At 55.9% G+C, this 25,810-nt stretch carries 31 protein-coding genes; 13 read left to right on the top strand and 18 right to left on the bottom strand.

Annotated elements, in window-relative coordinates; all coding sequences use genetic code 11:
- Positions 1-181: 181 nt before the first annotated feature.
- From ACR3E7_RS23495 to ACR3E7_RS23450, 10 genes are all read left to right on the top strand, one after another.
- Complete coding sequence (locus ACR3E7_RS23495) at positions 182-469, top strand: WGR domain-containing protein (RefSeq protein WP_237215935.1); 288 nt, start codon at positions 182-184, stop codon at positions 467-469.
- A gap of 527 nt (positions 470-996) precedes the next feature.
- On the top strand, positions 997-1,401 hold the full coding sequence (locus ACR3E7_RS23490; RefSeq protein WP_152460664.1) for a DUF3768 domain-containing protein: 405 nt from the start codon (positions 997-999) through the stop codon (positions 1,399-1,401).
- Positions 1,402-1,619: 218 nt separating this feature from the next.
- On the top strand, positions 1,620-3,485 hold the full coding sequence (locus tag ACR3E7_RS23485; RefSeq protein WP_170417794.1) for a ParB/RepB/Spo0J family partition protein: 1,866 nt from the start codon (positions 1,620-1,622) through the stop codon (positions 3,483-3,485).
- Positions 3,486-3,600: 115 nt separating this feature from the next.
- Positions 3,601-3,894, top strand: a complete 294-nt coding sequence (locus ACR3E7_RS23480; protein WP_170417791.1) for a type II toxin-antitoxin system RelE/ParE family toxin — start codon at positions 3,601-3,603, stop codon at positions 3,892-3,894.
- Between the two features lie 5 nt (positions 3,895-3,899).
- Complete coding sequence (locus tag ACR3E7_RS23475; RefSeq protein WP_152460667.1) at positions 3,900-4,190, top strand: addiction module antidote protein; 291 nt, start codon at positions 3,900-3,902, stop codon at positions 4,188-4,190.
- Between the two features lie 22 nt (positions 4,191-4,212).
- Positions 4,213-4,755 carry a hypothetical protein gene (locus tag ACR3E7_RS23470; protein WP_170417788.1) on the top strand — a complete coding sequence of 181 codons (543 nt, stop codon included), beginning with the start codon at positions 4,213-4,215 and terminating at the stop codon, positions 4,753-4,755.
- 683 nt (positions 4,756-5,438) lie between these two features.
- Positions 5,439-5,639, top strand: a complete 201-nt coding sequence (locus ACR3E7_RS23465) for a hypothetical protein (protein ID WP_170417785.1) — start codon at positions 5,439-5,441, stop codon at positions 5,637-5,639.
- A 472-nt stretch (positions 5,640-6,111) separates the two neighbouring features.
- Positions 6,112-6,531, top strand: coding sequence for a hypothetical protein (locus tag ACR3E7_RS23460; protein WP_170417782.1), 420 nt, complete (start codon positions 6,112-6,114; stop codon positions 6,529-6,531).
- Positions 6,528-8,363 carry a relaxase/mobilization nuclease domain-containing protein gene (locus ACR3E7_RS23455; RefSeq protein WP_170417779.1) on the top strand — a complete coding sequence of 612 codons (1,836 nt, stop codon included), beginning with the start codon at positions 6,528-6,530 and terminating at the stop codon, positions 8,361-8,363. The genes ACR3E7_RS23460 and ACR3E7_RS23455 overlap by 4 nt, the downstream gene beginning before the upstream one ends.
- A gap of 21 nt (positions 8,364-8,384) precedes the next feature.
- The gene (locus tag ACR3E7_RS23450) at positions 8,385-9,488 is read left to right on the top strand and encodes a hypothetical protein (protein WP_170775031.1); all 1,104 of its coding nucleotides are present in this window, start codon (positions 8,385-8,387) and stop codon (positions 9,486-9,488) included.
- A gap of 209 nt (positions 9,489-9,697) precedes the next feature.
- Here the strand turns inward: ACR3E7_RS23450 and ACR3E7_RS23445 are convergent, their stop codons facing one another.
- Entirely contained in the window at positions 9,698-10,114 is a 417-nt protein-coding gene (locus ACR3E7_RS23445; protein ID WP_170417773.1) for a MerR family transcriptional regulator, read from the bottom strand.
- Between the two features lie 74 nt (positions 10,115-10,188).
- Between ACR3E7_RS23445 and ACR3E7_RS23440 the strand changes: the two genes are divergently transcribed.
- From ACR3E7_RS23440 to ACR3E7_RS23430, 3 genes are all read left to right on the top strand, one after another.
- Positions 10,189-10,818, top strand: a complete 630-nt coding sequence (locus ACR3E7_RS23440; RefSeq protein ID WP_170417770.1) for a cation efflux transmembrane domain-containing protein — start codon at positions 10,189-10,191, stop codon at positions 10,816-10,818.
- A gap of 74 nt (positions 10,819-10,892) precedes the next feature.
- Positions 10,893-11,360 carry a DUF411 domain-containing protein gene (locus ACR3E7_RS23435; protein WP_170417767.1) on the top strand — a complete coding sequence of 156 codons (468 nt, stop codon included), beginning with the start codon at positions 10,893-10,895 and terminating at the stop codon, positions 11,358-11,360.
- 161 nt (positions 11,361-11,521) lie between these two features.
- The gene (locus ACR3E7_RS23430; RefSeq protein WP_170474328.1) at positions 11,522-11,944 is read left to right on the top strand and encodes a c-type cytochrome; all 423 of its coding nucleotides are present in this window, start codon (positions 11,522-11,524) and stop codon (positions 11,942-11,944) included.
- Positions 11,945-12,158: 214 nt separating this feature from the next.
- Here ACR3E7_RS23430 and ACR3E7_RS23425 read toward each other — a convergent pair whose 3' ends face one another.
- From ACR3E7_RS23425 to ACR3E7_RS23345, 17 genes are all read right to left on the bottom strand, one after another.
- Positions 12,159-14,051: a type IV secretory system conjugative DNA transfer family protein gene (locus ACR3E7_RS23425; protein WP_170418000.1), complete on the bottom strand. Its 1,893-nt coding sequence runs from the start codon at positions 14,049-14,051 to the stop codon at positions 12,159-12,161.
- On the bottom strand, positions 14,044-14,202 hold the full coding sequence (locus tag ACR3E7_RS23420) for a hypothetical protein (RefSeq protein ID WP_170417997.1): 159 nt from the start codon (positions 14,200-14,202) through the stop codon (positions 14,044-14,046). Before ACR3E7_RS23420 ends, ACR3E7_RS23425 begins: the two co-directional genes overlap by 8 nt.
- A gap of 12 nt (positions 14,203-14,214) precedes the next feature.
- Complete coding sequence (locus ACR3E7_RS23415; protein ID WP_170417994.1) at positions 14,215-15,228, bottom strand: ATPase, T2SS/T4P/T4SS family; 1,014 nt, start codon at positions 15,226-15,228, stop codon at positions 14,215-14,217.
- A gap of 205 nt (positions 15,229-15,433) precedes the next feature.
- Entirely contained in the window at positions 15,434-16,267 is an 834-nt protein-coding gene (locus tag ACR3E7_RS23410; protein ID WP_170417992.1) for a TraB/TrbI/VirB10 family type IV secretion system protein, read from the bottom strand.
- An 11-nt stretch (positions 16,268-16,278) separates the two neighbouring features.
- Positions 16,279-16,959 (bottom strand): hypothetical protein, encoded by a 681-nt coding sequence (locus ACR3E7_RS23405; RefSeq protein ID WP_170417989.1) that lies wholly within the window; start codon positions 16,957-16,959, stop codon positions 16,279-16,281.
- Positions 16,959-17,774: a TrbG/VirB9 family P-type conjugative transfer protein gene (locus ACR3E7_RS23400; protein ID WP_170417985.1), complete on the bottom strand. Its 816-nt coding sequence runs from the start codon at positions 17,772-17,774 to the stop codon at positions 16,959-16,961. The genes ACR3E7_RS23405 and ACR3E7_RS23400 overlap by 1 nt, the downstream gene beginning before the upstream one ends.
- Positions 17,774-18,418, bottom strand: coding sequence for a VirB8 family type IV secretion system protein (locus tag ACR3E7_RS23395; protein WP_170417982.1), 645 nt, complete (start codon positions 18,416-18,418; stop codon positions 17,774-17,776). The genes ACR3E7_RS23400 and ACR3E7_RS23395 overlap by 1 nt, the downstream gene beginning before the upstream one ends.
- 17 nt (positions 18,419-18,435) lie before the next feature.
- A complete protein-coding gene (locus ACR3E7_RS23390) occupies positions 18,436-19,491 on the bottom strand; it encodes a TrbL/VirB6 family protein (protein WP_170417979.1) in 1,056 nt (351 codons plus the stop codon).
- Positions 19,488-19,988 (bottom strand): hypothetical protein, encoded by a 501-nt coding sequence (locus tag ACR3E7_RS23385; RefSeq protein WP_170417977.1) that lies wholly within the window; start codon positions 19,986-19,988, stop codon positions 19,488-19,490. The genes ACR3E7_RS23390 and ACR3E7_RS23385 overlap by 4 nt, the downstream gene beginning before the upstream one ends.
- The gene (locus tag ACR3E7_RS23380) at positions 19,985-20,731 is read right to left on the bottom strand and encodes a type IV secretion system protein (RefSeq protein ID WP_170417973.1); all 747 of its coding nucleotides are present in this window, start codon (positions 20,729-20,731) and stop codon (positions 19,985-19,987) included. The genes ACR3E7_RS23385 and ACR3E7_RS23380 overlap by 4 nt, the downstream gene beginning before the upstream one ends.
- Complete coding sequence (locus tag ACR3E7_RS23375) at positions 20,731-20,868, bottom strand: hypothetical protein (protein ID WP_170417970.1); 138 nt, start codon at positions 20,866-20,868, stop codon at positions 20,731-20,733. The genes ACR3E7_RS23380 and ACR3E7_RS23375 overlap by 1 nt, the downstream gene beginning before the upstream one ends.
- Positions 20,865-23,231 (bottom strand): VirB4 family type IV secretion/conjugal transfer ATPase, encoded by a 2,367-nt coding sequence (locus ACR3E7_RS23370; protein ID WP_170417967.1) that lies wholly within the window; start codon positions 23,229-23,231, stop codon positions 20,865-20,867. The genes ACR3E7_RS23375 and ACR3E7_RS23370 overlap by 4 nt, the downstream gene beginning before the upstream one ends.
- Positions 23,224-23,502, bottom strand: a complete 279-nt coding sequence (locus tag ACR3E7_RS23365; protein WP_152460684.1) for a VirB3 family type IV secretion system protein — start codon at positions 23,500-23,502, stop codon at positions 23,224-23,226. Before ACR3E7_RS23365 ends, ACR3E7_RS23370 begins: the two co-directional genes overlap by 8 nt.
- A 3-nt stretch (positions 23,503-23,505) precedes the next feature.
- On the bottom strand, positions 23,506-23,787 hold the full coding sequence (locus tag ACR3E7_RS23360; RefSeq protein WP_152460685.1) for an HAD family hydrolase: 282 nt from the start codon (positions 23,785-23,787) through the stop codon (positions 23,506-23,508).
- Positions 23,784-24,467 carry a lytic transglycosylase domain-containing protein gene (locus tag ACR3E7_RS23355; protein WP_331252774.1) on the bottom strand — a complete coding sequence of 228 codons (684 nt, stop codon included), beginning with the start codon at positions 24,465-24,467 and terminating at the stop codon, positions 23,784-23,786. The genes ACR3E7_RS23360 and ACR3E7_RS23355 overlap by 4 nt, the downstream gene beginning before the upstream one ends.
- Before the next feature lie 462 nt (positions 24,468-24,929).
- Positions 24,930-25,343, bottom strand: a complete 414-nt coding sequence (locus ACR3E7_RS23350; RefSeq protein WP_170417964.1) for a thermonuclease family protein — start codon at positions 25,341-25,343, stop codon at positions 24,930-24,932.
- 48 nt (positions 25,344-25,391) lie between these two features.
- Positions 25,392-25,748: a hypothetical protein gene (locus ACR3E7_RS23345; protein ID WP_142638830.1), complete on the bottom strand. Its 357-nt coding sequence runs from the start codon at positions 25,746-25,748 to the stop codon at positions 25,392-25,394.
- Positions 25,749-25,810: the final 62 nt, after the last annotated feature.

Raw genomic sequence — 25,810 nt, 5'->3', positions numbered from 1 at the left:
ATGAGAAAACCGTACCTACTCTGGCCAGTGGTCACAACGGTTCCAGCAGCGGAATGTGGAATGGTGCCAATATGAGCTCCTGTACCTGGATGGGTACGAGGCAAGCATCAGACAGATTGAGTTGTCGAATGTTTTCATCACGGTTCTGAATCCTTGCCAATTGACTGTTCCAGCAAAGTCATTGGACAGACGAGCTTTATTGATCGACAATCGCGTCATGGAGCTGACAGACACCACACCTGTGCACCTGATCCATGTGGACCCTGAGATCAACATGGCGCGGTTCTATGGCATCGAGTTGCAGCCGACGTTGTTTGGGGAGGTTTCAGTGCTTCGTACCTGGGGGCGTATTGGCACGAACGGGCAAGCCATGATGGTGACGTATGATGACGAAGCCCTGGCTAGTGAAGCGCTCCACAATCTCGAAAAGCAAAAGCTCCGTCGAGGGTATGTTCCGGTCGGTGAGTGACTTCGGGCTGCAGTCTGTTTCTGTGGCAAATCCCGAGCCTTTCGGCTCGTGAGCAGGCTCTAGGTTTCAGCCGACGTATCGGCTTCCACCCAGAACACCCCAGAATGATCTCCCTGTCCCAGTAGCCCCTGACCCGTCTCTTGCGAGCCGGGGCAGGGGCTTTGGGTCATGGTCGGTCCATGCCGTGGTGATCTGCCCATTCGGGTGACGGTCCCTTTTGCGCTCACGCAGGATCAGAGATCCTTTGTCCTTTCCTTGTGGGTCAGGCGGGATTTGGACAAGCCAAACGCTACCTTCCGTAAGGGGGAAGGCGCGGCCTCCCCCCTCGGACAAGACAAATAGACAATACCGTGTCCTCGCGCGCCTGCGCTGCGGGCCGCACCACTCTTGTCGATTGGTCCTGTCTCGCCCCTCTCCGCGTTCGCCACGGGGCAGGTTTTAGAGACGACGCCCTTTCAGGGCTCGGCTCAAAACCAGCACCAAAGGGGATCAACCCCAGAGGTCGCACCACAAAAGGAGAGACGGTTTTGGACATTGAAAAGACAAAAGACATCGACACTGACACCAGCCTGCAGGCGGCAGAGATTGCGACCCAGAATGACCTATTTCGGAAAGCGCTGATCGATCCGACTGCGGCAATCGAGATGCATTCTAAGGGAATTCAGGGTCAGGTATTTGTCACGCCCGGCGTGTCAGGTGAAGGGATGGAGTTCCAGACTGCAGCTTTGGCAGCGGTGGCGTCGGATGACCAGTTTGACGAGGGCAATGACCCCTATGGCGATCACACCTTTGGGGCGGTGACAGTCCGTGACCAGAAGCTGTTCTGGAAGATCGATCTTTACGACACGGACTACACGTATGGGTCCGACCGGCCGTTTGACACGTCAGTGACGCGCCGCGTTCTGACCATCATGTGCCCCAGCGAATACTGATCTCAATCCCAAACCGGAAAGGAGGTGAACACCATGAGCAATGAAATCTTGCAGCAACGTATCGCAGAAGCGTGGGCGCTAATCAGGAAGGGCGACAATTTCCACATCGCGCGCCGCTTCCTGATCCAACACGCAGCCATCTAAACGGCTCCGCTCTACCCCGGAAGGGGTAGGGCACCCTTAACACGATCTCAAACACTCAAACAAGGATTTGCCCCATGAGCAAAGTCGAAACATTCACCGCACCGGAAACCATCGAAACCGTATCCCTGTCCGATCTCTACCTGTCTGACATCAACCCACGACAGGAGGTTGGTGAGGAAGGTATTGCACTTCTGGCCGACAGTTTGGTTATGTGTGGCTTGATCCAGAACCTCAGCGGGTTGCGCGATACCGATGGCAAAGTCGCAATCGTTGCCGGTGGTCGCCGCCTACGGGCTCTGAACATCGCCGTGACTGAGCGCGCTGATCTGGCACAGGTTCCCGTTAAGGTCACGGACAATCCCTTCGTGGCTGAGCAATGGGCCAATGCGGAGAACACCGCCCGTGAAGAACTGGACCCTGTGGACGAGGTCCGTGCTTATGGCAAAATGGCCGAGAAATCTCTGTCTATTGCCAAGATCAGCAATGCGTTTGGCGTGACCGAATCCCATGTGCGCCGCCGCCTCGCGCTTGCCAGTCTGCCCGCCGCCGTTCTGGATGCGCTCAAAGCCGGTGAGATCAGCATGGGGCTGGCCAAGGCCATGACCGTCAGCACCGAAGAAGAGAAAATTCTGGAGGTTCTGGAACGGGCCAAAGAATGTCGGTGGTTCAGTGAGCATGATGTCAAACAGGCACTGACGTCGGAGGCTGTTAGCAGCACTAGCCGCAAGGCCGTATTTGTCGGGCAGAAGGCTTATGTTGAGGCGGGCGGCACCGTCACCGCTGATCTGTTTGCCGATGAAACCCTATTCAATGAAGGCGCGTTACTGGATCGTCTGTTTGCCGAGAAACTGGCGGTAGAAGCGGAAAAACTGCGCGACGCGGAAGGCTGGGACTGGGTGGACACCCATGAGGAAAGCTACATTCCCTATGGGTTCTCGGGTACGAAAGACATGCACCGTTTGGACATGGTGAGCCGGGACTTCACCGAAGGACAGGCCGAACGGTATGACGAACTTGCCGAACTCTATGAGGGTGAGGCTCTGGACGCGGATGGTGAAAAGGAGCTGGCCGCGCTTGAGGACTATACGGCGCCGTTCTATTCTGACGCGCAGCGCAAGCTGTCCGGCGTGTTTGTCTATGTCACCAACAATGGCGAGATCAAAACATCCCCGGCCTATGTCGCGGCGGAACATGTTCAGGCTGCCATTGAGGCTGGTGTTCTGGCCCCGGTCAAAGAACCGGAGATCAAGGAAGAACCAAAACCAGTTTATTCGCAGAAGTTCATCGACGACATGGTGGCGATCCGGCTGGCAGCGGTTCAAACGGCCCTGCTGGACAAGCCTGATTATGTGTTGAGCCTGTTTGCTTTCTTTGCCACCCCGGCCTCCGGTCTGAGCAGCAATCTGTTTGGGTTTGGCTATGGTGGTGCCGAGCGGAACACACCCGAGATCGATGACCAGTTCATCCTCGACCCGCGTCTTGGCGGAGAACGGGATGAAGCGGCACAGGCAGCCTATGACCAGTTCCACGAGATTGCCGCACAAGGCAGCGTGGAAGCGTTCAAAGCGTTTCGCGATCTGGGCAAGAAGACCCGCAATGGTGAGATCACGGGTTTTCTGGCCCGGCGGTTTCTGACCCAACGCCCGGAGTTCATGGCGGAGATCGAGGCTGAGATCGAGGCTGACATGCGCGCGATCTGGACCCCTTCGGCTGAAAACTGCTTCAAGCGTCTGAAAGGCTGGCAGCTGGATGATCTCTACAAAGACCTGCTGGACCTGCACATCGACGCCGACATGTTCAAAGCCTTCGCGAAATCCAAAAAGGGTGCCAAGAACGAGGCGCTGCACAAGCTCTTCAATGATCCAGAGCATCAAAAGGCACTGGGCGTGACCGAGGCACAGAAAGCCCGGATCGATGCATGGGTGCCGGATTGCTTCTGAAACTGGCAGGGCAGGGCGCAACGCGCCCTGCTTTTCAGCAATGATTTTTGATTTTAGTTCAATGGTATAGGTTGTTTTGACTTGAAAGGTTGTAGCCTGTAGGCTACATATAGGTATGATAGAAATTCGTAAGACGGACCTGTTCGACAAGTGGCTCAAGGGCCTGAAGGACCAAAGGGCGAGAGCCAGGATCTTGGTTCGCATCACGCGGTTGAGCCTGGGCAATCCCGGTGATGTGAAACCGGTTGGTGAAGGTGTGAGTGAACTGCGTATCTCCGAAGGGAAGGGGTATCGCGTTTACTATGTGTCGCGCGGTGACGTTTTGATCGTTTTGCTGTGCGGGGGAGACAAGTCATCCCAGCAAGCCGACATCAAAACCGCCAAGGCGATGGCAAGAGAGTTGGAGTGAAAAACATGGGTGTCAAAACAACGAAGTTTGAAGCGGCTGACTATCTGGACAGCCCGGAAGCCATTCAAGCCTATCTTGAAGCGGCTTTTGAAACCAGCGACACGGCGCTGATCGCGTCGGCACTTGGCGATGTTGCCAAGGCCAAAGGTATGTCGAGTGTGGCCGACAAATCTGGTCTGTCTCGGGAAAGCCTCTACCGCGCACTTAGCGAAAATGGCAATCCCGAGTTTGGCACGGTGCTGAAAGTGCTGAGCGCTGTGGGTGTGACGCTCACCCCGAAAATGCACGTGAATTAACCCACTTTAAAGGCTATCCACCATGTCCACCGATGCAGCTCCGTCTACGGTTGAAAAAGCCGCCCGCCGCGTCTGGAAATCCGCGCAGATGTTCGTCGGGTTTCATACAGACCAGAAGGGCAAGCCGCGCACACAGCCGAAGCTCTGGCCGCCAAAAAACGGGAGCGCGTCGATCCATGGTGATCCCAGCGCGCAGGAGGCCATCGTGGTCGTCAAAGCCGCTGATCCGGACGAGGTACAGGACGTGCAGATCAAGCTGCACCCAAACCGCATTGTTGTGCGCCGCGATGCAGATGCCTGGTGGCAGGGTGTCGCTGTAGATGAGCATACCGTGACGGTCCGAATGGCCGACAACACGATCATCGAAATCCGCCATGACGGATCGGTGAAGCGGCGCTCGGCAGAGGACGAAACCCATGTTGAAGCAGATGGCAGCATCTTCAAGTTCACGGAATTTGCCGAGGCGCATATGACGGGTGACGGGGTGGAAATGACCCGCCGCACAGAGGATCGCATTGCCACGATCACAGCTGACGGTGTTGTCGATCGCGCGCGCAAGCGTTAGCCTGTAAAGAATACCTCCAGATTTTCCTTTGGTTAAACTCGTGGCCCGCTTCGGTGGGCCTTTTTCTTGGCGTACTCATCACTGTATCTGCCCGTGCGCCGGTCTCGCCCCGCGACAGCGCTTGAGAGAGTTCTTGCGGATTACCGGGGCGTCCTACCGAACCCGCCAATCCAAATTGAGTCCGGCTGTTTACCTGATCCGCACAAGCACGGACCAGGGCCGGACCGTCCGGTCTTTGGCCTCCGCCAGTTGGATAGGGCGGTTTGCACCGTCCGTCATTCTTCATCCTTTGCGACGACGGTCATACCGACCCAGAAGGGCAACCCCCAACTTAGAACTGAGCGCCGCGCCTGTGTCGGATCGAGGTGATGTTGCCGCCATCAAAGACATCGTTTTGTTCAGATGTTCCGCGCGCAGCGATCCCAGAAAGCCTTGCCTTTCACCAGGTCTGACAGTTTCAAGTACGTTGCCGGAGAAGATCCTCGGCTGCGGTGTTTCTGAAGGGATGAACATAAGCGGGCAGTCGGGGAAGACGCGCGGCGCCCGGGCCGGGCGCCGCGCTTCAACAAGGAATGTCCCCTGCGCCTGCGGCGCATTCCGCGCGGATCAAATTCCCTGCTGACATCCCCTTGATGCCCGCTTTTCCCTTGTTCATCGAAACACGCCATAGCGAGGATCAAACAATGGCAACTCAAACTCTGAAACTGAGCGTCAAGACCGGTGAAAAAGAAGGCAAGACATTCTGGGATCGATGCGGGGTGCTCTTCGTCAATACCGATGAGACCGGCACCATCACCTCGATCCAGGTCAAGCACAGCATGTTCCCTGGCGTTGAGATGGTGGCCTTCCCGAAGCGCACCGATGACGATCCCGTCACCGAATGACGGGAGGGCAGGGCGGCGCAAGCCGCCCTTTCTTCTGCTCCGGCCGCAGGCCGGACCACATATGCGCCACAGGTGGCGCGCGGTCCTAAGACCGGGCAGGGGTGCCGACCTGCCCCAATGCGGCAGCAGACAACCCTGCCACACCCGCCGCGAAAGCGGCGGGACATTGAGCGCGCTGAGGCGCGCGGAAAATGCCATACTGACCTTGAACGTGCCGGTATGTGACGGGCGCTGTTCGGGCAGCTCCCGCTTTGCGTGATTGCCCTGCGCCGGTCCACCGGCACCCACGCCTGCTGGCTGGAAAAGGGGCAGGACCCTTTTCCCGGCGTGGAGATTGCCTCCAAGAGCAAAACTGTTCCGGGGGCAATTTGAGAAAATACGGATTTCTAAAATCACCCCCGGTTTCCTCTTGGAGAGTATGACAGGATAAGGTAGTTGTGTTACAAGTCATAAAAACAACCAGAGGTATACATTGAGCAAGCCCGGCGACACCACTGTCTTTTCCGTTCGATTGCCGTCAGATGCGTTGGTGCGTTTGGAGGAGGCCGTGCAGTCGCTTGGGGCCAAGAGCCGCAACCAGATCATCCAACGACTGATCTATCGTCTGATCGGGTATCTCGATCCTGACCCGGCCGTTGTCGATCTCTGGCAGACGCACTTGCGGCAGGTTCAGGGTGGATACACCAACCTCAATCAGCTCGCAAAATCGGCCAAACGCGGTTCGGTGATCTGGACCGATGACGACCGGCGCGATGTCGAAAACCTCCATCGTGCGATCATCCAGCACCGGCAAGACCTGAAGGCGCTGATCACCGCGGCCCGCCGAAACCGAGAGCCAGACTCCGCCATTCGCCGAATCTTGCGCGACGATGAGAGGACATCTGAAGCATGAACGTCGCGGCTCACAATTTGACGGCAGGGGACTTTCTGGAGCTAGCCTTCCGGGAAGCGCAGAAGGGTATCGATCGGTCCAAGCAGATCAGCCAGCAGCTGCAAACCGCCAAGCGCATGAAGTTCATGATCTCGCGGGCCTCATCCATCAAGGCGCGGCTTGGTGCTGTGGTTGGAAAGCCCGAGGCGGTTGTGAAACACGTCCGCAAAGGTGGGGTGAAAAAAGCGCATGAGCTGCGCCGCCAGATCAATTACCTGACCGTCAGGGCAGAGGGCGTGTTGGACATCCGCGACAATGGTGTGACCCCGCTCGATGCCGATCAGGTGAGTGATCTGATCGAGACCTGGGCCGAGGATTTCAACGGGAAAACCAACTATGGTTATACCCGTCACATGATCGTTTCTTTTCCCGAAGGCACCTATCCGGATGCCGCGCATGAGGCCGGTTTGGACTTCGCGGATCGCCTGTTTGGGAGCGGTGATTTTGGCGATACCTGGGACTATCTGACCGTGTTCCACAACGACACTGACAACCCCCATGTCCACATCGTTGTGAATAACCGAGGCGTGGAACATGGGCAGTGGTTGGCTATGGGTATGAGCAGCGACATGAACATCGACGTTCAGCGCTCTATCCAGGTTGAGGTTGCCGAAGGATACGGAATTGAGCTGACCGCAACGACCCGCCTTGAGCGCGGTTTGCGGCAGGAAGTTGAGACCGACACGTGGAAGGTTCAGGCCGGACTGTCTGTTGTTGAAAGCACTCCGGAGGTTGAAGTTACGGCCCGCGACATGGCCGGTGATGTGATGACACTCTCCATCGCAAGAATGTCGGATCTGTTTGATGAGCGCGCCAACGCTGTCAAAGACCGGATCGAAGAGTTTGCCATCCAACTCGTTGAAAGTGAGGAACCTATGGTATCGAGAATGGAACATCTGCTGGATCAAGCCCATCATTTTGATGATTACGGCGAGCCAGGAGACCCGTCTTATGTGTCGCCCGAAGTCATGAGCAACTTGCGGCGACACATCGAATTAGGCGGTTCTGAGGAAACAATCGCACCCGAGCTGAAGGCTCAGGTTGTTGCCCATATCAGCGACGTTCGGGACAACGAACAGAGCCATCCGTATCTGTCTGCCCTTGCTGATATTGTCGATGACAAGGCGTTCCAGTCGTCCGCTGATTATGCCCCGGCAGCACGCCGGTACGAGGTCTATATACAGGACACCTTGGGCAAGGGGGCCTATGAGGACTTCCAGACTCAGACCAAAGAATTGCTGCAATCCATCGACAAGATGGAAGGGCTGGCCCGTGAGGTTGACGACCCTCATCTGCGTGTCGCTATGGATATTCAAATTGGCGAGTTGAAGGGCGACGTTGCGGACCTGCGCACCAACGATCCGGACCTTCAAGCCTTCATCATCGAGGACCGCCGCTATTCAACGATGATGGGAATGGGCACTGCCGAAATGGATGTCTTGGATTATTCAGAGGCCGGCAAGTGGGCAGCGATCCGCAAAGAAGTCACCGACACGGCCAGCAGCTACGGCCTCGATGGCGAGGCGTTCGTTGCCCGCTTTGGCGATCATCAGAACGTCACCCTGGGTACAACAATGGGATGGCGCAGCGACGACATTTCGACCGCCGCGGCCCACTTCCAGGCGCAAGGATTACCCGACAGCCACGACCGCGCTGAGGCCGTTGTTGACGAGCTGCACCAGCTTGCGTCTTCCAGGATCATCGCAATCTCAGAAGAACTTTCAGACGTTCACGCCCACGCAACGCACCCGCTCTTGCAGGGGCGCGGTGACGATGACGGGCACAGCTTGTAAGGACTTTAACCGGTCTGCCTGATGCGCGCGCCAACGCCCCAGGCAGACCCATCACAGAGTTTTCCATCAACTCGCAAAGGAAAAACTATGGTTTCGCGTACAGACTATCTTTTGAACGAAGTCGAACACTTCGCACCCTATTCCAGATTTGATCAATCCGCCCCGCGTGAAGATCGCGTTTCAGAGCAGATCGACATCATCAGGAAAGAACAGCAGGCGATGGGCTTTGATCGTGCAGCCATCGCCTCAAACAGCTTCGACATCGAGGACCAGGCCAACCGCCGTGTTGACGAACATACTGCGCAACAAGATCTGGTCGAAGAATTCAAAATCGAATTTGAAGCTGCGGAGCGGTCAGGGGAGCCGGTTGATCTGAACGATATGCAGGCTTTGGTTTCTCAGCACATGAGTGATGCTCAGGAATACGATCTGTATCACCCTTACTATTCGTCCCTTGCGGATCTGAGTGGTGACAAGGATTTTCAGGAGTCCGACGACTACCAGTCGCCCGGTGATCGCTATGTTCAGTATATGCAATCCGCTTTGGGGGAGGCCATCTTTGAGAACTACGAGCAGCAGACCAAGGACATCGTGAACTCCATCGAGAACATGGAGGCTCTTGCACGAGAGGTCGAAGATCCACACTTGCGTGCCGCAATGGACGTTCAGATCGGGGAGTTGAAAGGCGATGTTGCCGAACTGCGCCCATATGACACCGACCTGCAGGCATACACTTTGGCTGATGACAGCTACACCACATCCATGAATGCGGCCGAGTTGGACAACCTGGACCCCACGGAAGCCGAAAAATGGCTGGCTGTGCGTGATGACATTGTGGCGACCGCGCACAGCTTCGGTCTCGACGGAAGCAAGTTCCTGGCCCGCTACAACGATCATGACAGCGTTTCAATCGGCACAACGGCGACTTGGAAAGACGCGGACATTTCCACCGCTGCCGCCCATTTCAACAGCCAAGGCGTTCCGGACAGCTACGAGCGCGCGGAGGCCGTTGTTGGTGAGCTGCACCAAGTTTCATCCAGCAAGATTGCCGCCGTGGTGCAAGAGATTGCCCATACCCGCGAACAGGCTACCCACGTCCATGAGTATGATGGACACAGTCTTTAACCACGGAGGACATGATAGATGATTGTTCGCGCCGGTGAATGTGTTGCCGGGAACAGCGAGACCACCGGGTTGGAGTAATGTGGGGTCTGTTCCGATTGGGACGGACTCTTGTCCTTGGACATTCCGGGCATTCGCTGCACCACGTTTGAATAGGCAAGAAGCGGACAAAACAGTCTTTCGCTGGGACTAAAGCAATGTCCGCTCATAGTTTAGTGATCGTGGTGACAGAGTTTATGATCGGCAAGAGACGCGAGCACATAGCAGTTCTCTGACACTCCTTCGTCATCACAGCCCTTCGAAATCCGAACCAGCTCTTTTTCAAGAGCCCGTAGTCGTTTGATCTTTGCTCTTACTTCGGAAAGTTGTGAGACGGCGATGTCCGTTGCGGCTTGGCATGAACGATCCGGGTGGCCTTGAAGCACAATCAATTCGGAGATCGCTTCAATTGAGAAACCAAGATCGCGTGCATGCTTGATGAAACTGAGACGCTCTAGCCCTGCCACATCGTAGCGCCGTTGGTTGCCTTCGGTGCGTTCTGGTGCGGCAAGCAGGCCCATTTCCTCATAGTAGCGGATAGTCGGAACTTTGACCTTCGTGCGCTTGGAAAGCTCCCCGATAGAAAACATGAAAATACCTCTTGAACCTCTAGTAACTAGAGACACTACACTATGGTCACGACAGATACAAAAAGGGCTTCCCAATGTCAGCATGTTGCGGACACAACGCCAAATTCGACGGCGTATCAGACGACTACAAAAGGAGGCTGTGGATTGTCATTGCTCTGAACGCGGTGATGTTCGTCGTCGAGATGACTGCCGGTCACTATGCAAAGTCTCAGGCACTTCAGGCCGACGCTCTAGACTTCCTTGGGGATGCTTTGACCTACGGTATCTCGCTGGCAGTGATCGGGGCTTCAATCCGTGCACGCACCAATGCCGCTCTGGCGAAAGGGGTGAGCTTGCTGCTGATGGGTCTTTGGGTGTTTGGATCGACCGTGTACCGGGTGTTCTATGTCGGAGTGCCGGAGGCCGAGATCATGGGCATCGTTGGCTTTTTCGCTCTTATGACCAATCTCGCAAGTGTTCTCTTGCTCGTCCGTTACAAGGACGGCGATGCAAATGTGCGCTCTGTCTGGCTATGTTCGCGTAATGACGCCATTGGCAATGTGGCCGTTATGTTTGCAGCTTTAGGCGTCTGGGGCACAGCTAGCGGTTGGCCTGACCTGATTGTTGCGGCGGTCATGGCAACGTTGTTTCTTTCCTCTGCTTTCCAGATCGTGCGCCAAGCGCTCGCCGAGCGTCGGGAAGTTGGCGAACATGAGCATGTTTGACGTGGATTATGACCTTTGATCTCGAATGATACGAAATCGGCTCAATTTAGTTGGAAATACCAAGGACTCTCGCCATGAACCTGAAACGCCGCCAAGTACTGACTTACGCCGCTGGCTTTGCCAGCACAGTACCATTTGCCGCGTTTGCGCAAGACACGCCTTCCGTCCGTGTTCTCAAGGATCCGAACTGCGGCTGTTGCCAGGTTTGGATCGACATCCTGCGGCAGGAAGGCTTTCGCATTACCGAGGAGCGCAGCTTTGGAACACAGCTTGTCCGCCACAAATTGGACAACGGCATTCCCGAAGAAATGATGTCCTGCCACACAGGCGAGATCGATGGCTATATGATCGAGGGGCATGTGCCGGTTGCAGACATTCGTCGTCTGCTGGAGGAGCAACCCAGTGCTGTTGGACTTGCTGTTCCTGGCATGCCCTACGGTTCCCCTGGGATGGGGCCGGAAGATCGTCGTGAGGCCTACGACGTGTTTTTGATCCTCAAGGACGGTAGCACCGAGGTGTTCAAGAGTTACGAAGCGGCCTGAGGCGACGTTCATCGAGCGGAAACAGTAAGGAGGAGAAGATGACGAAGCTTGGATTACGCACTCTTACCTTAAGCGTTCTGTCTATCACCATTGCTACAGTGGGTTGCGCACAACAACAACGAGGAGATTGGTGGGGTCACGGGCCAATGGGATCTAACCACATGAGGTCTGAGCACATGCGTGGTTGGGGGCACGGCAATATGGGGCCTGGCCAGCAGCAGCGCATGCAACGACATTGGACGTATATGAACGAGGACGTGCCCGCAGCCTACCGCGGGGCTCGGAGCACCATTCGTGCAACGCCCGAGAATGTTTCGGAGGGCAAGACGCTATATACGGAAAACTGCGCAAGCTGTCATGGAGCTGAGGGTTTGGGCGATGGTGAAGCCGGACGTTCGCTCGCGCCCTCTCCCGCTCTCCTACGATGGTTCGTTCAGATGCCGATGTCGGGGGACGAGTACCTTCTTTGGGCAATTTCCGAGGGCGGCGAACGCTTCGGAACAGACATGCCAGCCTTCAAGGAAGCGCTGAGCGAAGAAGACCTTTGGAAGATCATCGTTTATATGCGTGCGGGGTTCCCTTGATCTGTCGTCAATCTGTTGGTTTTTGATGAGTGTTTTTGCTGTCGATACTATGACGACAATTCTCAGCAGGCATAAAGCTGACAATGCGCCATTCTAGTAAGCTTCACGGAAGCGGACATATATGTAAGTCGCAGCACGAGCAGGTTAGGGCTCTCTCCTGCCGTTCTCTGCATATTGAAGTAAGGTCCGGTTCGGCCGCGTCCTGTTACCCCCGTCAAGTGAAGGCGCTACTTTCAGCCCGTTTGGCTTTCATTTTCTCCATCGCCATATCTTTCGCTGACCGACTTTTCCGCTTTGCGACCGTGCGCTGCGCATCAAATGCCGCCTGAAGTTCCTGGTCTTTTTCAGAAACCTCTTTCACCGGGGCAGGGGCCGGATTCGCATCCGCCAGAGCCTTTGCCGTGTCCCTGGCCTGTTCTTCAGCAAGATCCAGATGTGTACCTTTGATCTTTGGAGCATCACCCCCAAGGAACTGCATGAAATAGGGATCTTCGAAGTATCGGATCTTGTTTGCAATCACCGGCATCTTGCCTTCGCGGATCAGCACAACTTCATTTTCAGGCAATCGGCCAACGTGTTCGGGCCGGAGCAGGCGAATGCCTTCTTCACGCTCTGATATGCTGCCCATTTCCATCTTGCCGAGTGCTCGAGACTTCGACTTGCTTATGACCGTTTTGTCCCCGATGGACCTGGACACATGTTCGCGTACTTCGGAATCCTCTGAGGCGGCAAACATCTGGGTTCCAGCGTTTGCCAGCATCGCCCGCACACCCTCGTGCCCATAAATGTCCTGTAGGCGCGACAGTGTTTGCGAAATCACCACGAGCCTGCCCCCGAACGATCGCATGGTGTCATAGGCTTCAACAACGCGCTCAAGATGGCCGAGGCGTTGGAACTCATCGAGCAGCATCAAAACCTTGAACGGCTCATCTTCGCCCGGCTCAACAGTTTCGATGGTGTTCACCAGATCGAGGAAGAACAGGCGAATGAGCGTCCGGAACTCTTTGACCTTTTTCCCTGGCACGGAAAAGTAGATCGAGCTGGGGCGCCGACGCAGATCTTCAAAGTTGATGTCATTGCCCTGCGTGGCTCTTGCTACCGACGGGTTGCGCCAGAGCTGCAGGCCGGAGTTCAACATAACCGAAATCGTTGACCGCAGGATTTTGGATTCTTCGGCTGCAAGATTCAGAAACTCATCTGCAGCTCGCGCATATCCAACTTCTTCAGCCATTTTCTCATAGTCCTTTTGCTTGGTCGTTTTGACCAGGCGCAGGACTTCGGAAATGTATGGCCGCTTTCTTTTGATCGCCAGCATCGCCATTGCGCAGAACATGCCTTCAACACCACCCATAAAGCCCTGCGCGGACGAGCTGGGCGTGTCGAACATCTGAGTTGCAACCTGAATCACTTCTTCCCATCGCCGGTCCAGATTGTCGGCACGTGCTGCGCGGCGCAGAGGGTTGTAGCTGTGGCTTTTGTCGGGGTTCTCGGGGTCGAACACAAAAACCTCATCGCCCATTGCTGCCCGACGCGCGCCGGTTGTCTGGAAAATCTCGCCCTTGATGTCCAGGACGACGCAAGACCCATTGAAACGCAGGACATTCGGGATCACAAAGCCGCTGGTTTTGCCCGAACCAGACGGGGCAATGAACATCGCGTGCGGCTTTTGGACACCGGGGCCGGGCTTATAGTAGATCGCGTTTTTGTCCTTTGGCTCACCAAATTTGGCAAACACGATTTCACTATCCAATTTGTCTTTGAGCTTCAGAACCGACGCATAGCCTTCCTGGACGAGCTGAGGGGCCTTTGCAAAGGTCGCATCACCGTATTTCGTTGAGGGACCACGCAGCGCAGCCGCCACAAATGCAAAGGTCAAAACACCCACTGCGACCACCGCCACCAGACCCATGATCTGCTGCGTCTCTGCAGGCTGTGCCATGAACTTCTCTGGGATCGCCCAGATGTCCAGCCCGCGAAAGCCTCTGGTGTTGATGTATTCGAGCGCCAGCCCGACCACCAACACCGCGCAAGCCGAGGTAGCGATAAAGCCCATAGTACCGGCTATCGCGACCTTCTTGCCTTTGGGTAGATCCTGAAACTCAGCCATCGGTCAGCTCGCGTTTGAAGAAGCACACGATGCCAAATTCTGCACGTGCGACACCAACCATTTCCCAACCTTCTTTGCCCAGCTTTGCGAATTTCTCGCTGGCGTCGTCGCATTCCGAAAAAGGCACGTCTCGGTACTCGAATTTCTTCATCTTTGTACTCCTTCAATTCAGTTGTTCAGCAGTCATCAGAGGCGGGAAGATCACGCCGTTGACCTTCCGTTCGTCCCCGATTTTCTTCATGTGAACGATCATGTGAATGGTGGCCCGGATGTCATCGACCACTTCTGACTTTTGAACGGTCGGAGATCCGCGACGCACCATTTTGCTCATCCGTCCAATGGCATCTACGGGCGAGTTCGCGTGCATGGTGCAGACAGATCCATCGTGGCCGGTGTTCACCAGTTCCAAGAACATATTCGCGTCGTCGCCTCGGATTTCACCGCAGACGAGGCGGTCAGGCCGGAGGCGAAGCGCCGATTCCAGCAGCTTTGTTGGTGATCGAGGGCCATCTTCTTCGGAACGGTCGGCAAGCAGATCGACAGAATTGGGTTGCTCGATGTCCAACTCGGCCACTTCTTGAATCGTCACGATCCGTTCGCCCGGATCGACGCGCTTCAGCATTGCATTGAGGACAGTGGTTTTGCCGGACGAGGTGCCCCCGGCAATGATCACGTTCCATTTGCTAAGCATTGCAAGGTCGGCCAGCTCGTCAAAGTTCATTGTTCCGTCAGCGAGAACAGCCCGAGCATTTTCAAGCGCGCTATGATCGTTGTTTTCTGCCAACGCCGCCTCTTTGCTGGCGAAGCTGAACGCGCCCAGATCGACGTTTTTCACGCGCAGGAGACGGATCGCAACGGACCCCACGCCGGTTGTTGCTGGCGGAATCACGACCTGAACCCGCGCTTTACCCTGCTGTGTCGGCACGTTGGCCGTCGCAATCGGCTTCTTTTCTCCGAATGTTACATCGCTGAAACCGGCCACGCAGCGCCCGATGTTTTCTACATCGTCTCTGTTCAGAGTGATGTCTGTCCTGGTCATGTGCGTTGTGCCCATTTCTTCGACCCAGACCGATCCGTCAGGGTTCACAGAAATTTCGCTCAGGCTTTCATCGTGTAACAGATGCTCGATCTTGCCTGTATAGTATTCCAGAAGGCTATTCCCGTTCCGCCCGCTCATGTTCTTGTCCTTGGTAGAGCACTTTTTGGAACACTGGAGGTTGCCTTCGCTGCATCTCGGCTTTGCCTCGAACACGAAGGCATCCACATAAGATTCATTGCTTCCAAAAAGTGCTGAATTTGCTTCAAAAAAGGCCGCTACCGCACTCGATCATGCTGGCAGCGGCCGGAAAGACCGCTGAGGCGGTCGGCTCATTGGCTCGCTCTCAGAAGCTATCGAACACAACGTCGCGCTGCAGGATCGCGTTGATACGACTGCCCTGATCGACAAAGATTGTCGGAGTGATGCGCAGGTATTCATCAAGCGCCGCTGCCGTGGCGTTCTGCAGGTTAGACCCCACTTGGGTTGCCAGATCCGTTCTGACCGAGTTGTTGCTGTCGCTGTCAGACACCAGCGCCACAGGGGCAATACCGATGATGGACAACAACGCAGCCGTGCCGAACCGCTTCCCAAAGTGTGTGTTCACCCTGCCGGTCGCGCCGGTGCGGCCCTGTCCGTCCGTGCCAACTGAGCCGATCTGAGCGGAAAGGCCATCCGGTGTAATGACACGGCTCCAAACAATCATGATGCGCGTTTGCGCCAATGTCGTATCCGCTCGATACTCGCCATAGAGCTTCGATCCACGAGGCAGAAGCAAACGTGTGCCGTCCATCGAGTAGACGCCGCGTGTGATCGTTGCCACGACACTACCGGGCAGTTCCGAGCTGACCGCCCCACCGAATAGCGCCGACAAGACCGTGCCTTGCGTTAAGGTGCGCGACGGATCGTCAATGATCGAGGCCCCGACGATGGGTGGATATTCTTCGACCAGATTGTTTTGCCATGTCGTATTCGGGTTTTCCTGATAGCCGCGCTGTTCTTCAGGTAAGCGGGTGTCGTCTGGCTGGACTTGAACCGGCTGCGGCGCAGCAGGGAAGGGTTGGAAAATGACCGGCTGCGATCCACCATTGATCGGCTGGTAGTTTTGACCGGGTGCTTCCTGTGCCATCGCGCTTGACGCCAAAGCAACCAGGGCGAGGGTGAGTGCTGTTCTGTTCATCGTCAGCTCCATTAGTTTCTGCCGTATGGGTTTTCATCGAACACGATGCCGTCTGACTGGTTCTGGCGCTCGCGCATCCGCTTGAGTTCTTCAAGCCTGCGCCGCTCATCATCAGTCAGACCCGTAGTCTGCAAGTGGCTCATACTGGCGAGCGCCCGGGCCTCTGCATCAGCAACCGCCTGGGCAAGCTCAGTCTGAAACTTTTTCTCGCGCTCATCATATCTGACCTGAAGGCGTTCATTGGTCAGGTTCAGCGTTGCGATTTCACCGTCTTTTTCTGACAGCGAAACTTTGGCGTCCGTCAGCTCGTCTTGCAGATCGGAAATCCGGCCATTCTGTTGCTCGATTGTTTTCAGGGCTTGTTTCAGCCCTTCGGAATCGACCTGCGGCACTGCTACCGGTGTTGCCACCGCAATTTCCTCGGGCAAAGCCTCTTGTTCCGGCTCATCGACCTCTGGTCCCCGTGCGGTCAAAAGCCCGTATCGCTCGCCACCGCCTTGTTGCAAAGCGTCAACGCGGACACCCGTGTTGGTGCTTTTGTTTTCGTCGCCCATGACAAACCATACAAAGCCCAGGAACACCGCCCCTGCGATTGCAACAGTTATCAGCTTCTTTGGGTCGAACTTCTTCCGGACACGTTGCGACGGCTGTTCAGCCGCCGCCCGTGCCGCAATTGTCTGATCGCGGTTCATTACTTGCTGCCCCCCGGTTTAACTGTCTGTGAAGTGACGGGCCGACCGCTCACACTTGCCTGCTGAAACGCGTCGCCATCGTTTCGTACACAGATCGAAGTGTCCTCGATGCGCAGTGTCCAAAGATCTGAAAGGCCTTGCACCTGGATAATGCCGCGCTCTTTGACTGTGGTGTTCACCATCAGCTCGCGGCCATCAGGCAGGACACGGAAGATCCCCGGCAACTCCGCATCCTGCGGGATCTGCATATAGGTGTGAACGCCATCGTCCCACACGGCAGTAGGCGCGAAGTCAGCTTTGCCCGAGCGCGAGTAGTTTTGGTTGACGAAGCGGCCTGTTGGTTTCGGTTCGCTGCGCGCTACCGTGCCACGGCGCGTTGTAGTCCCGCCGCTGTTGTTTTTGTTGTAGAACGTGACCCGGAACGGAACACGTTTGCGTTCGGCGGCGCTCTCGGCCGGAACCAGATAGAAGTTGTATGTGCCGCGATTGGTCAGGACAGTCAGGTTTGAATCCGAGTTCAGGATTTCCGGCTTGAACGCAATAACGCGACCTTCCTGAAGGCGAGTGATCTGAAAACTTTCAGTGTCGCCCGCACCAATGCTGCGGACGGTTTCGCCCTGCGGAAAGTGAACATAGGTAATCAGGCGTTCACCCACAGGGATGCGGTACACCTGGTTCTCGACGTAATGGAAATGCGTGATGCGGTGATCCGCGTTCTTTCCGTCCGGTGTCGGTGTGATTTCAGCGAGCAGAGGCGTAGAGAATGCCAAAACTGCTGCGGCGGTGGCGGTGAGTGTTTTGAAAGAACGCTGCATCAGATGTCTCCCATTGCGTCTACGCGATAGTTGGTGACGACGAAGCCGAATGGATTTTCCAAAAGTTCGTCCATCGACGTCACGATTTTTTCCTCAAACCCATAGGTCACTGTGACCACGTAGCGGGCTGAGGCCGTTGCTTGGTTTGGAACGATCAGGGACTTGCGGATCTCGACCTGCACCGTCGCATCGTTGACCGGCGACACGCCCAGAATTTCGGTCTGCACCTTTGTCTTGGGCGTATAGATTTCGTCCGGATGGTTGTCGTTCGACCCGTCCCACAGTTCGCGGTAGGACGTTTCGGCCAGCTCATCAGAACGACGCAGCACCGATTTCAGGCGCTCGTTGTTGTCCTGGACATCATAGGTTTCCCGGTCGCGCACATAATTTGCGACTTCACGGAAGGCCATCGCCTCAGAAGGTTCCAGTTCTTCGACTTTTTCAGTCAGCAGGACCGGCAGTTTCGTGTCCGGATCAATGGAGAATGGCACCGCGCGGATTTCCTTCAAGGGAAGGAGCATCGCCCAACCAATCATAGAGGCCACGCCCATTGCCATGCCGACCATGCCGAATACCTGCCATTTGAAGGCATCGCGGCGTGCACCCAGAAAGAGTTCTTTTTCGTGATCTGTCACGTGTGACATCAGCTCAATACCTCGATTTAGGAAGATTTATTGACGCGAGCTTGTCGAATGCTCTGCCGGTAACGGTCAGCGGCGTAGCTCTGTCGAGCCGCCCCATCCTGATTGCGGGCTCTGTGTGCAATGTCCCGACGCGCTTGCATCGCGCGCGAGGCGCTGTCACGAACACCTGTCCCATCGCGGGCTGCGGAGGCCATCGCGGCGGCGGTTTTCCCACCGGCTACTGCACCCCTTGCGCCGTCGCTTGCAGTGCCCAATGCACTTCTTGCGGCAGCGACGGCACCAGTTGCCACGGCAAGACCCGAGGATGCCGAAACGATTGCACCCGACATTCCGCCCGCGAGCGATGGGATCTGCGTGAGCATCACGATTGACACAATGCAGATCGCCAAAAACCGGCCACTGGCCTCCATATTGTTCACATCCTCAACAGCGGTCAGTTCTGAGCTGAAAAGGGCCTGAATAAGAGAAACAATACCTGTCAGAACGACGATGACCATGATCAGGCCAACAGTCGTTTTCGCCCAGGCTGCGAAGATATTGGCTGTTGCTGAGCTGAGCAGCGTTGCGATGAAAACAGGCGCTAGTCCCAGCAGGACCGCCAGACCGCCTTTTGCGATCAGCGCCATGCCGGTGCCAAAAGCTACGATGACAGCCCCAACAACCCAGAGAATAGCCCCGGTGATGCTCAGGCCCCAGGTCGCGTTTTCAATGGCCTGCTGGCCCATCAAGAAACACTGAAGCGCAATGTCATCGAGTGCTTCCCAGACATTTGTTGTGCCGGTCAATTCTCCGGCAATCGTGTCTGGGAGGCTCGAAATGCCCTGATAAATGGGCTGAAAGAAGCTCCAGCTGGAAGCCATACCAATGATGATCGTCGCCCGAATGATCCAGCCGACATAGCCACCAAACCCGATTTCCCGGATTTGAAGCACACCGTTGATCAGCATTGCCACGAAGATCAGCGCGGCTATTGCCCAGAGGGCGGATGCAAGATCCGCCGCCAGGCTGTTGTATGCTTGCTGCGAGAAGTTATTAAGCGCAGCCTCAATCGAGCTGACGAAATCTTGGATCACGGCCCACAAGCCTCCTCAATTGCAGGGCGCAGAGCTTCCAGACGGGTCCGTTGCTCTTTTTTAAGCGCGGCAAGATTGTCGGACGGTTGGGTCCAAAACTCGTCTTGGTCAGCTCCGACCTTTTGGGCCGCGTCCTCACGGCTCAAACCACCCAGCGGACATTCGGTGCTGTAGGTCTCGCCAGACTTGCGCAGATTACATTGCTCGATGGTGGCCTCGTGCGCTGCTATGACCTGTTCATTCAGGATCACCACCGACCAGTTGGTCACAAGAGGCTGCTTGTCTGCGGATTGGCCCGCTTCGGCCATGCGCGCTTGATCGTCTTTGACGAATTGACGACCGTACTCACTCGCGCCCGAGTACCCAAGGCACTTACGATATTCATCGAACGGCATATCGACCTTGGGTGACGGGCGCAGCTTCACCTGTGCCGATGCAGCACCCGACATAACGACGGCGGCTGCAATGGTCAGGATGAGAGTTGAGCGGAGTTTCATTGTGAGGTTCCTCGTACATAGTTGCTGAGTGTCGAAAGATCAGCAGCGGTTGCAGCCAGATCCGTGCCCGACGCCAGAGCATTAGCCGAGGTTGCGCGCAAGATTTCAATTTCAACTTGCAGGAGTTTCAGGAGAACCGCCGTGTTATAGTCGATTGCATCCTTCAGATCTTCTTGCTGACCGATTTCACCGCGCAGTTTTTCAGCATCTTCGGAGAGCTGACCGGCCATGTCATAGCCATTCTCACCCAACGCCGACGCCATCAGGCCCGCACCACCACGCTCAGACAGGATGCGGCGAGCCTGCACATCCGATCCGCTGAAGTCGGACAAGATGCCATCGTTCAGGCCGAGGTTGATTGATCGACGTTCCATTGCCTGCGCAGCGACATCGGGCAGGCCGGAGATACCGCCCTCCGCTGCATCCAGTGCGTAGCCGAGCGTGTCAGCAGCAGTCGCCAGTTTCAAAAAGCTGCGGCTGTTGAACTCATCCAGATCTGTCAAACCGCTGATGGTTTTGAAGGAGTTTTCGAGCAATGCCCGCTGTTGTTCCAGTTTCTCGTACTGTTCCAGCAATTGCTCGTACTGGCGGACCATTTCAGCGATTTCTTTGGCCGAATTGGCGGCGTCCTGCGTGATGGATGCAGAGTCCACCACCGGAACACCCTGGGCCGATGCCATGACGGGCAGGGCGGCCAGAACTGAAACAGCAATGGTTGTGCGGAATTTCTTTGAAATATTCATCAGACAAGCTCCAAGTTTTCAGGGGGGGTCATGCGCTCAAAGTCGCAGGCGCATTTGCTGCGATAGCCCGAATAGGTGCTGGTGCAGGCTGAGACAGCGGCCAGAACTACAAGGGCGATTACAAGGCGGGTTTTCATGTGATTTCCTTCCAGAAGTTGGGGTTTTTTCGCCAGTCAGGATCAGGGAACGATTTTCCGTCTGATCCGCTCAGAACACGGAGAAGCGGGCCGAGAGCGCCGACATCGACATCGAGCCAAACACTCTCATCACCCTTTTTCATGAGCATTACGCGGTCGCCAAAATGCGCCCTCAGCGCGGCCAGCTCTGAATCGTTCAAGCCGATTGCCCGGTAGTCTGCTTCATTGCCGGATCGAGAGGGGAACAAGAGCTGCGTGCTGGTGTTTTCCAGGATCGACTTACTTGCCGCCGACGACAGGAGGTGATCGGGGATCTGCGTCATCATCATCATCATGACGTTCAGCTTCCGATACGTGGTGTAGGCATTTATGAGAATGCCAGCGCCATAAGGGTTGCCAGCAATTACCCATGCTTCATCAATCACAAAGACAGTGGGTATCTTGGTGGCGCAGCGGCGTTCGATCTGGCGCATGACGTAGCTGATCCATGCCAGCCGCACCAACTCGTCATCCAGAACCTCGGAAATGTCGAAAACAAGATGACGGGCGCCAGCAGCAAACGGATCTGAGCCACCCTCGCCAAACATCCAGGACAAGCGGCCTTCGCCAGCCCATTCACTTGCACGCTTGTACAGGTTCTTGTCATCGTCAAAGGCTCTGAACCGTTCCACCAATGAATCGAAGTTCTGAAGCGCAGGCGGCAAAGTGGCATTCGCTTGGCAAGCCCGCGTGATTTCATCCTTTTGATCGGTGGTCAGTGGTTCGTCATAGCTCAACAGGGCAATGACCCAATTGGCGAGCCAGCTTTGCCCAGCCTCATCCGTCTCGGTCTGAAACGGGTTCATGCCGGTTGGTTCACCAACTCGGACGCGGGTGTACTGTGCGCCGAGCGCACGCATGGGGGCCTCCATCGCCCGGTCTTTGTCAAAAGCGATGATCCGCGCGCCCTGTGCAACCGCCGTTGTCGCCAGCAGCATCGCGGTCACAGTTTTACCCGATCCGTTCGGCCCCAGAACGATTGTGTGGCCGGAGGGCAGGTTTTCAGCGTCTTTGCTGGTCTTGGGAAGGTGCAGCGAAACATCGTAGCTGTCCCCGTGCGTTGTCGGCAAAGTCGCCAATGGCCCCGGCCAGGGCAGCTTTTCCGCATCCAACCCTTTAGGGCGCATGTGGAACGCAACCATGTCCGCAAAGTTCTGGTCCGTGATCAGTTCTTCACGAGGACGGAATGCGAAGTTGCCGGGGTGCTGCGCGAAGTACACCGACCGCGCCGACATCGCTTCGCGTTTGACCGTGCCGCCCGAAATCTGGATTTCACCGATGATGTGTTTTTCGGCGGTTTTCAGATCTTCCTCGTTCCCAAACACACAGATCGACAGGTGGTGCTTGCCGAGTGACATGGTGCCGGAGGCAATGCCGTCCGCCAGAATGGACAAATCTTCTTCAAGCGACTTCGCTTTGTCGCCTGCCGAGCGCATTTGTCCCGACTTGCGGCGTTCCATTTCCTGCGCCTGGGCGCGGCTGATCGGCAGGAAGGATTGCGAAATCACAACATCAACCGGCAGGTCCAGCCCGTCGAAAATGCCGGGGAACGAAGCCATCGGGTAATTCTTCAGGGAATAGACACGGATGGAGCGTTCCTGATCGTCGCCCGTGACCAGTTTGCCGGTCTTGCCCTGAAACAGCACATCCTCTTGCGGCATGTTGAAGGCGATGGGTTCTGCAATGTTCGTGTGAATGATCGGCTGATACCGACCGTTCAACAGCATTCCATAATAGCCGAGCCAACGCCCCTCGCTGAGCTTCAGCCGGCGCACCCGGCTTTCGCCCAGCGTGCCCGCCAGTGTTGTGAAAACACCGTCGAGCTGTTCGATCATTTCGCGGCGTTCCTCGTCTATCGTTCCAGACGACATGCCGAACATCTGTTTTGCCCGCTCATCCTGCCGCTTTTGCAGAATGGCGCTGATGATGATCTTGCGTTCTTTCAGCTCTGCATCGACGGAAGCTGAGCGCATGGCCTGTGCCACTGCACCGGCAAAGCCGGTTGGATCTGTGATGACATGACCCGTCTCAGCCGGGACGGTCAGTCGATGAACGTAGAATGCCACCTCATTGGGTGTTGTGCGCAACACACGCTCAAACCGTTCGGCCAGGAACTCGAACTCGTTTTCGTCCAGCGTGTTTGCATTGATTCCGGTGATTTCTGCAGCGGCGATAAGGCCACCGTTGCGTGTGGAAATAACCTCATCGTCCACGACATAGCCATAAGGCAACATCTGAAAGAGGCTCATTTCATCCTTGCGCCAGCTCGGCTCGATCAACGAGCGGGCAAGGGTCCACAAATCCTGTGCAGCAGGCTTAGGCACTATAGTAATCTCCCCCATGATGCTGGCGGTTTTTGGTGCGCGGAGTTTTGGAAAGGGTTACGGACAGGACGCGGAAGAAAGCCGGTTCCCATTCGTAAAAGAGGCGAAGCCCGGTGTAGAAAACAAAACCCGCAATGATTGCTGGCGCTATCCCGAACATGAAGAACGAAAGCATGGTCATCCCGAGGATCACCAGCAGATAGATCACGGGTAGGCCGCCCCATTCTGCGGGGCGGCTCAGGCCGCGAAAGACCGTATTGCGGCGCGGCATCAATCAGCCTCCGATGAATGTATCAGCGAGGCCGATAACAGCGCCGACGACGATAGCGATTACCGGGCCTTTCAACGAACCCCAGCCGAACACATAGGCGAGACAGCCCCAGATGAAGCCGACAGCGGCAAGGCTGACGCCAACGACCTTCGAGTCGGCCAGTGTTTCGTTGATGAAATCGCCAATGGCATCTTGCAGCCAGCCAGCGGAGGCGGGCGCTGCGGTGATGATGAACGCAGTGATCGCGAAAAACGCCATCTGCTGGTAGAAGTGGGTTCTTTTCATAGGTCTTTACTCACTTTGCTTAGGATGATCCGCACGTAGTTGCGGGTTTCGGTGAAGGGGGGGACGCCGCCGTATTCGACGACGCGGTGAGGCCCGGCGTTGTAGGCGGCAAGCGCCAGCTTCCAGGTTCCGAACTCGCGGTACTGCGCCGCCAAATAGCGGGCACCACCGTCGAGATTTTCTGCAGGGTTCTTTGGGTTCACGCCCAGGTCTTTCGCCGTTCCGGGCATGAGCTGTGCGAAGCCATAGGCACCCTTGGGCGACAGAGCATCAGCGCGATACCGGCTTTCCTGCCAGACCAGTGCCATGAACAACTCGGCCGGAATGTCGTGCCGTTTTGCCGCTGCATGGATTTCTTTGACGATCCGCTCTTGCGACCAGCCGCCCGAGGATCTGCGAGGCCGCGGTGCTTTGCCCGCAATCTCGATCTTTGCCTGCGGTTTGGGGGTTGGTGCTTCCGGCTTTTCATTAAGCGTGTATTCACGCATCCGGATTGGACGAACGACGCCATCAACGATTTCTGCGCGAATGCCGTTTAGATACACGCTTCCATCAGGTTCGTATTCAATGACCTGGGCACAGACATCCGTTCCGAAAGTCGCCGTCAAGAACGCCAACAACGGCCAAACGGCGTTGATCCGACATCTGTTATCGGTGAAGCTTTTGATGGAGCTGGTCACTAATTTGTCCTCCAAATTAGGTCAGTAGTTTTTACATAATTACTATTATGGGGTCGACTTCAGGTCATCTGAGCGGTGGGGAATCGGGTGCTGGGACACAGCACTGAACCTTCAGTGGCGCCGCAAAAGACCAATGTCTGGTTCGGATCTCTTAGTCAGATGTTTTGGCTGGAACGTTCGGATGTCCCGCGCGCCTCAATCGTCAGACAGCGCTAAGGGATCGGAGGTGCAGACGCGTTGTCTAGGTTTGCACCCATTGACTCTGTCGCGGTGCTGCCCAATCTAGGACCGGCATCTCGGACTACTGTTTTTACCATAGTACAGTTCTCTCTTGATGTTGGAGGAATGCCCGGATGGATTAAGGGCGTTTCTTGTCCTGTCGATTGTTGGCGCAATCGGCAGGACTGCTTATTGCTTAGTCGTTTCTCTCTGCTGTCATAAATCGTTGTTTTATCCTTTCTTTCAGCCGCACCAGGACTGGCGCTTGCCACCCGAGTACGGGCGCGCCAGACCTTCAGAAATCAGGATGGCCCCGACGTTCTGTCCAGACACGCGCCCAAGCGCCAAGAAGCGATCGTGGACGTCAAAGTGCAGCTCAATCTCAAGTTCAATTACGCCCGCGAAGTTGATGAGCTCCGTCAGCCGGTCCTTGGCTCGTAGACCCAAAGCTCTCTCAGCATCGCACTGAGCCCGGAATGTCTCAGGCGTATCAAACCCAATAAGCCGGTATCGGTCGTCACCATGGTCGATCGTGTCACCGTCAACGGCAATCACCTCGGATGCGCCGAGAGTCTTTGTTTTCCTAGCTGGTTCAATCCAAACTGCAGCAATGAACAAGGACGCGAGTGCAGCGCTGAGAAACAAGAGCCGTTTCATGCGCCCTGCCCCAGCATTTTGATGAGCCGGGTTCTCGAACGTGACCGATCAGGTTTTGGATTTCGCGTCCAGGGCCTGAGCTGCTTCGAGACCCTCTGGGGTAATCGACTCGATCGTATAGTCTGATTTGACGCAGAGAATGCGCCCATCACCAAATTCCTGATGATGCTTGAAGAGGCCCGGCCAAAGATCGAACTCTCTGGGCTCAGCGCCCGCTCGAGAGATCTTCGACTTGCACAAGGCCCCGACATAGTTCGGCGAGCTGTAAATGCAGTGGTACTTAGGTCGTCCAAGGGAAGCGAGTCCGATAAATTCGTAGCGGCATGTAAAGGGAACCTGATCCTCTTTCAGGCCCCGGACCATCTCGATGGTTACCACAGTGTATTGTCTCTTGTTGTCCGCCATGACGACCCCCTATGGGCCGTCTTCTACATCCAAAAGTTGTGGACTAAAACACAATCTACGTC

This window comes from Ruegeria sp. BK1 (genome assembly GCF_056535645.1).
Note: the sequence above shows the minus strand (reverse complement) of the source record. Positions and strands in the feature narration are given on the sequence as shown.

Coding starts and splice junctions, on each gene's coding strand:
- ACR3E7_RS23375 (WP_170417970.1), bottom strand. CDS start 20,868: ATGAAAACCCGCCTTGTAATCGCCCTTGTAGTTCTGGCCGCTGTCTCA.
- ACR3E7_RS23465 (WP_170417785.1), top strand. CDS start 5,439: ATGGCAACTCAAACTCTGAAACTGAGCGTCAAGACCGGTGAAAAAGAA.
- ACR3E7_RS23415 (WP_170417994.1), bottom strand. CDS start 15,228: ATGAGCGGGCGGAACGGGAATAGCCTTCTGGAATACTATACAGGCAAG.
- ACR3E7_RS23405 (WP_170417989.1), bottom strand. CDS start 16,959: ATGAACCGCGATCAGACAATTGCGGCACGGGCGGCGGCTGAACAGCCG.
- ACR3E7_RS23480 (WP_170417791.1), top strand. CDS start 3,601: ATGATAGAAATTCGTAAGACGGACCTGTTCGACAAGTGGCTCAAGGGC.
- ACR3E7_RS23455 (WP_170417779.1), top strand. CDS start 6,528: ATGAACGTCGCGGCTCACAATTTGACGGCAGGGGACTTTCTGGAGCTA.
- ACR3E7_RS23470 (WP_170417788.1), top strand. CDS start 4,213: ATGTCCACCGATGCAGCTCCGTCTACGGTTGAAAAAGCCGCCCGCCGC.
- ACR3E7_RS23450 (WP_170775031.1), top strand. CDS start 8,385: ATGCGCGCGCCAACGCCCCAGGCAGACCCATCACAGAGTTTTCCATCA.
- ACR3E7_RS23430 (WP_170474328.1), top strand. CDS start 11,522: ATGAGGTCTGAGCACATGCGTGGTTGGGGGCACGGCAATATGGGGCCT.
- ACR3E7_RS23365 (WP_152460684.1), bottom strand. CDS start 23,502: ATGCCGCGCCGCAATACGGTCTTTCGCGGCCTGAGCCGCCCCGCAGAA.
- ACR3E7_RS23400 (WP_170417985.1), bottom strand. CDS start 17,774: ATGCAGCGTTCTTTCAAAACACTCACCGCCACCGCCGCAGCAGTTTTG.
- ACR3E7_RS23475 (WP_152460667.1), top strand. CDS start 3,900: ATGGGTGTCAAAACAACGAAGTTTGAAGCGGCTGACTATCTGGACAGC.
- ACR3E7_RS23395 (WP_170417982.1), bottom strand. CDS start 18,418: ATGTCACACGTGACAGATCACGAAAAAGAACTCTTTCTGGGTGCACGC.
- ACR3E7_RS23410 (WP_170417992.1), bottom strand. CDS start 16,267: ATGAACAGAACAGCACTCACCCTCGCCCTGGTTGCTTTGGCGTCAAGC.
- ACR3E7_RS23350 (WP_170417964.1), bottom strand. CDS start 25,343: ATGAAACGGCTCTTGTTTCTCAGCGCTGCACTCGCGTCCTTGTTCATT.
- ACR3E7_RS23435 (WP_170417767.1), top strand. CDS start 10,893: ATGAACCTGAAACGCCGCCAAGTACTGACTTACGCCGCTGGCTTTGCC.
- ACR3E7_RS23440 (WP_170417770.1), top strand. CDS start 10,189: ATGTCAGCATGTTGCGGACACAACGCCAAATTCGACGGCGTATCAGAC.
- ACR3E7_RS23380 (WP_170417973.1), bottom strand. CDS start 20,731: ATGAATATTTCAAAGAAATTCCGCACAACCATTGCTGTTTCAGTTCTG.
- ACR3E7_RS23445 (WP_170417773.1), bottom strand. CDS start 10,114: ATGTTTTCTATCGGGGAGCTTTCCAAGCGCACGAAGGTCAAAGTTCCG.
- ACR3E7_RS23345 (WP_142638830.1), bottom strand. CDS start 25,748: ATGGCGGACAACAAGAGACAATACACTGTGGTAACCATCGAGATGGTC.
- ACR3E7_RS23425 (WP_170418000.1), bottom strand. CDS start 14,051: ATGGCTGAGTTTCAGGATCTACCCAAAGGCAAGAAGGTCGCGATAGCC.
- ACR3E7_RS23385 (WP_170417977.1), bottom strand. CDS start 19,988: ATGAAACTCCGCTCAACTCTCATCCTGACCATTGCAGCCGCCGTCGTT.
- ACR3E7_RS23420 (WP_170417997.1), bottom strand. CDS start 14,202: ATGAAGAAATTCGAGTACCGAGACGTGCCTTTTTCGGAATGCGACGAC.
- ACR3E7_RS23360 (WP_152460685.1), bottom strand. CDS start 23,787: ATGAAAAGAACCCACTTCTACCAGCAGATGGCGTTTTTCGCGATCACT.
- ACR3E7_RS23485 (WP_170417794.1), top strand. CDS start 1,620: ATGAGCAAAGTCGAAACATTCACCGCACCGGAAACCATCGAAACCGTA.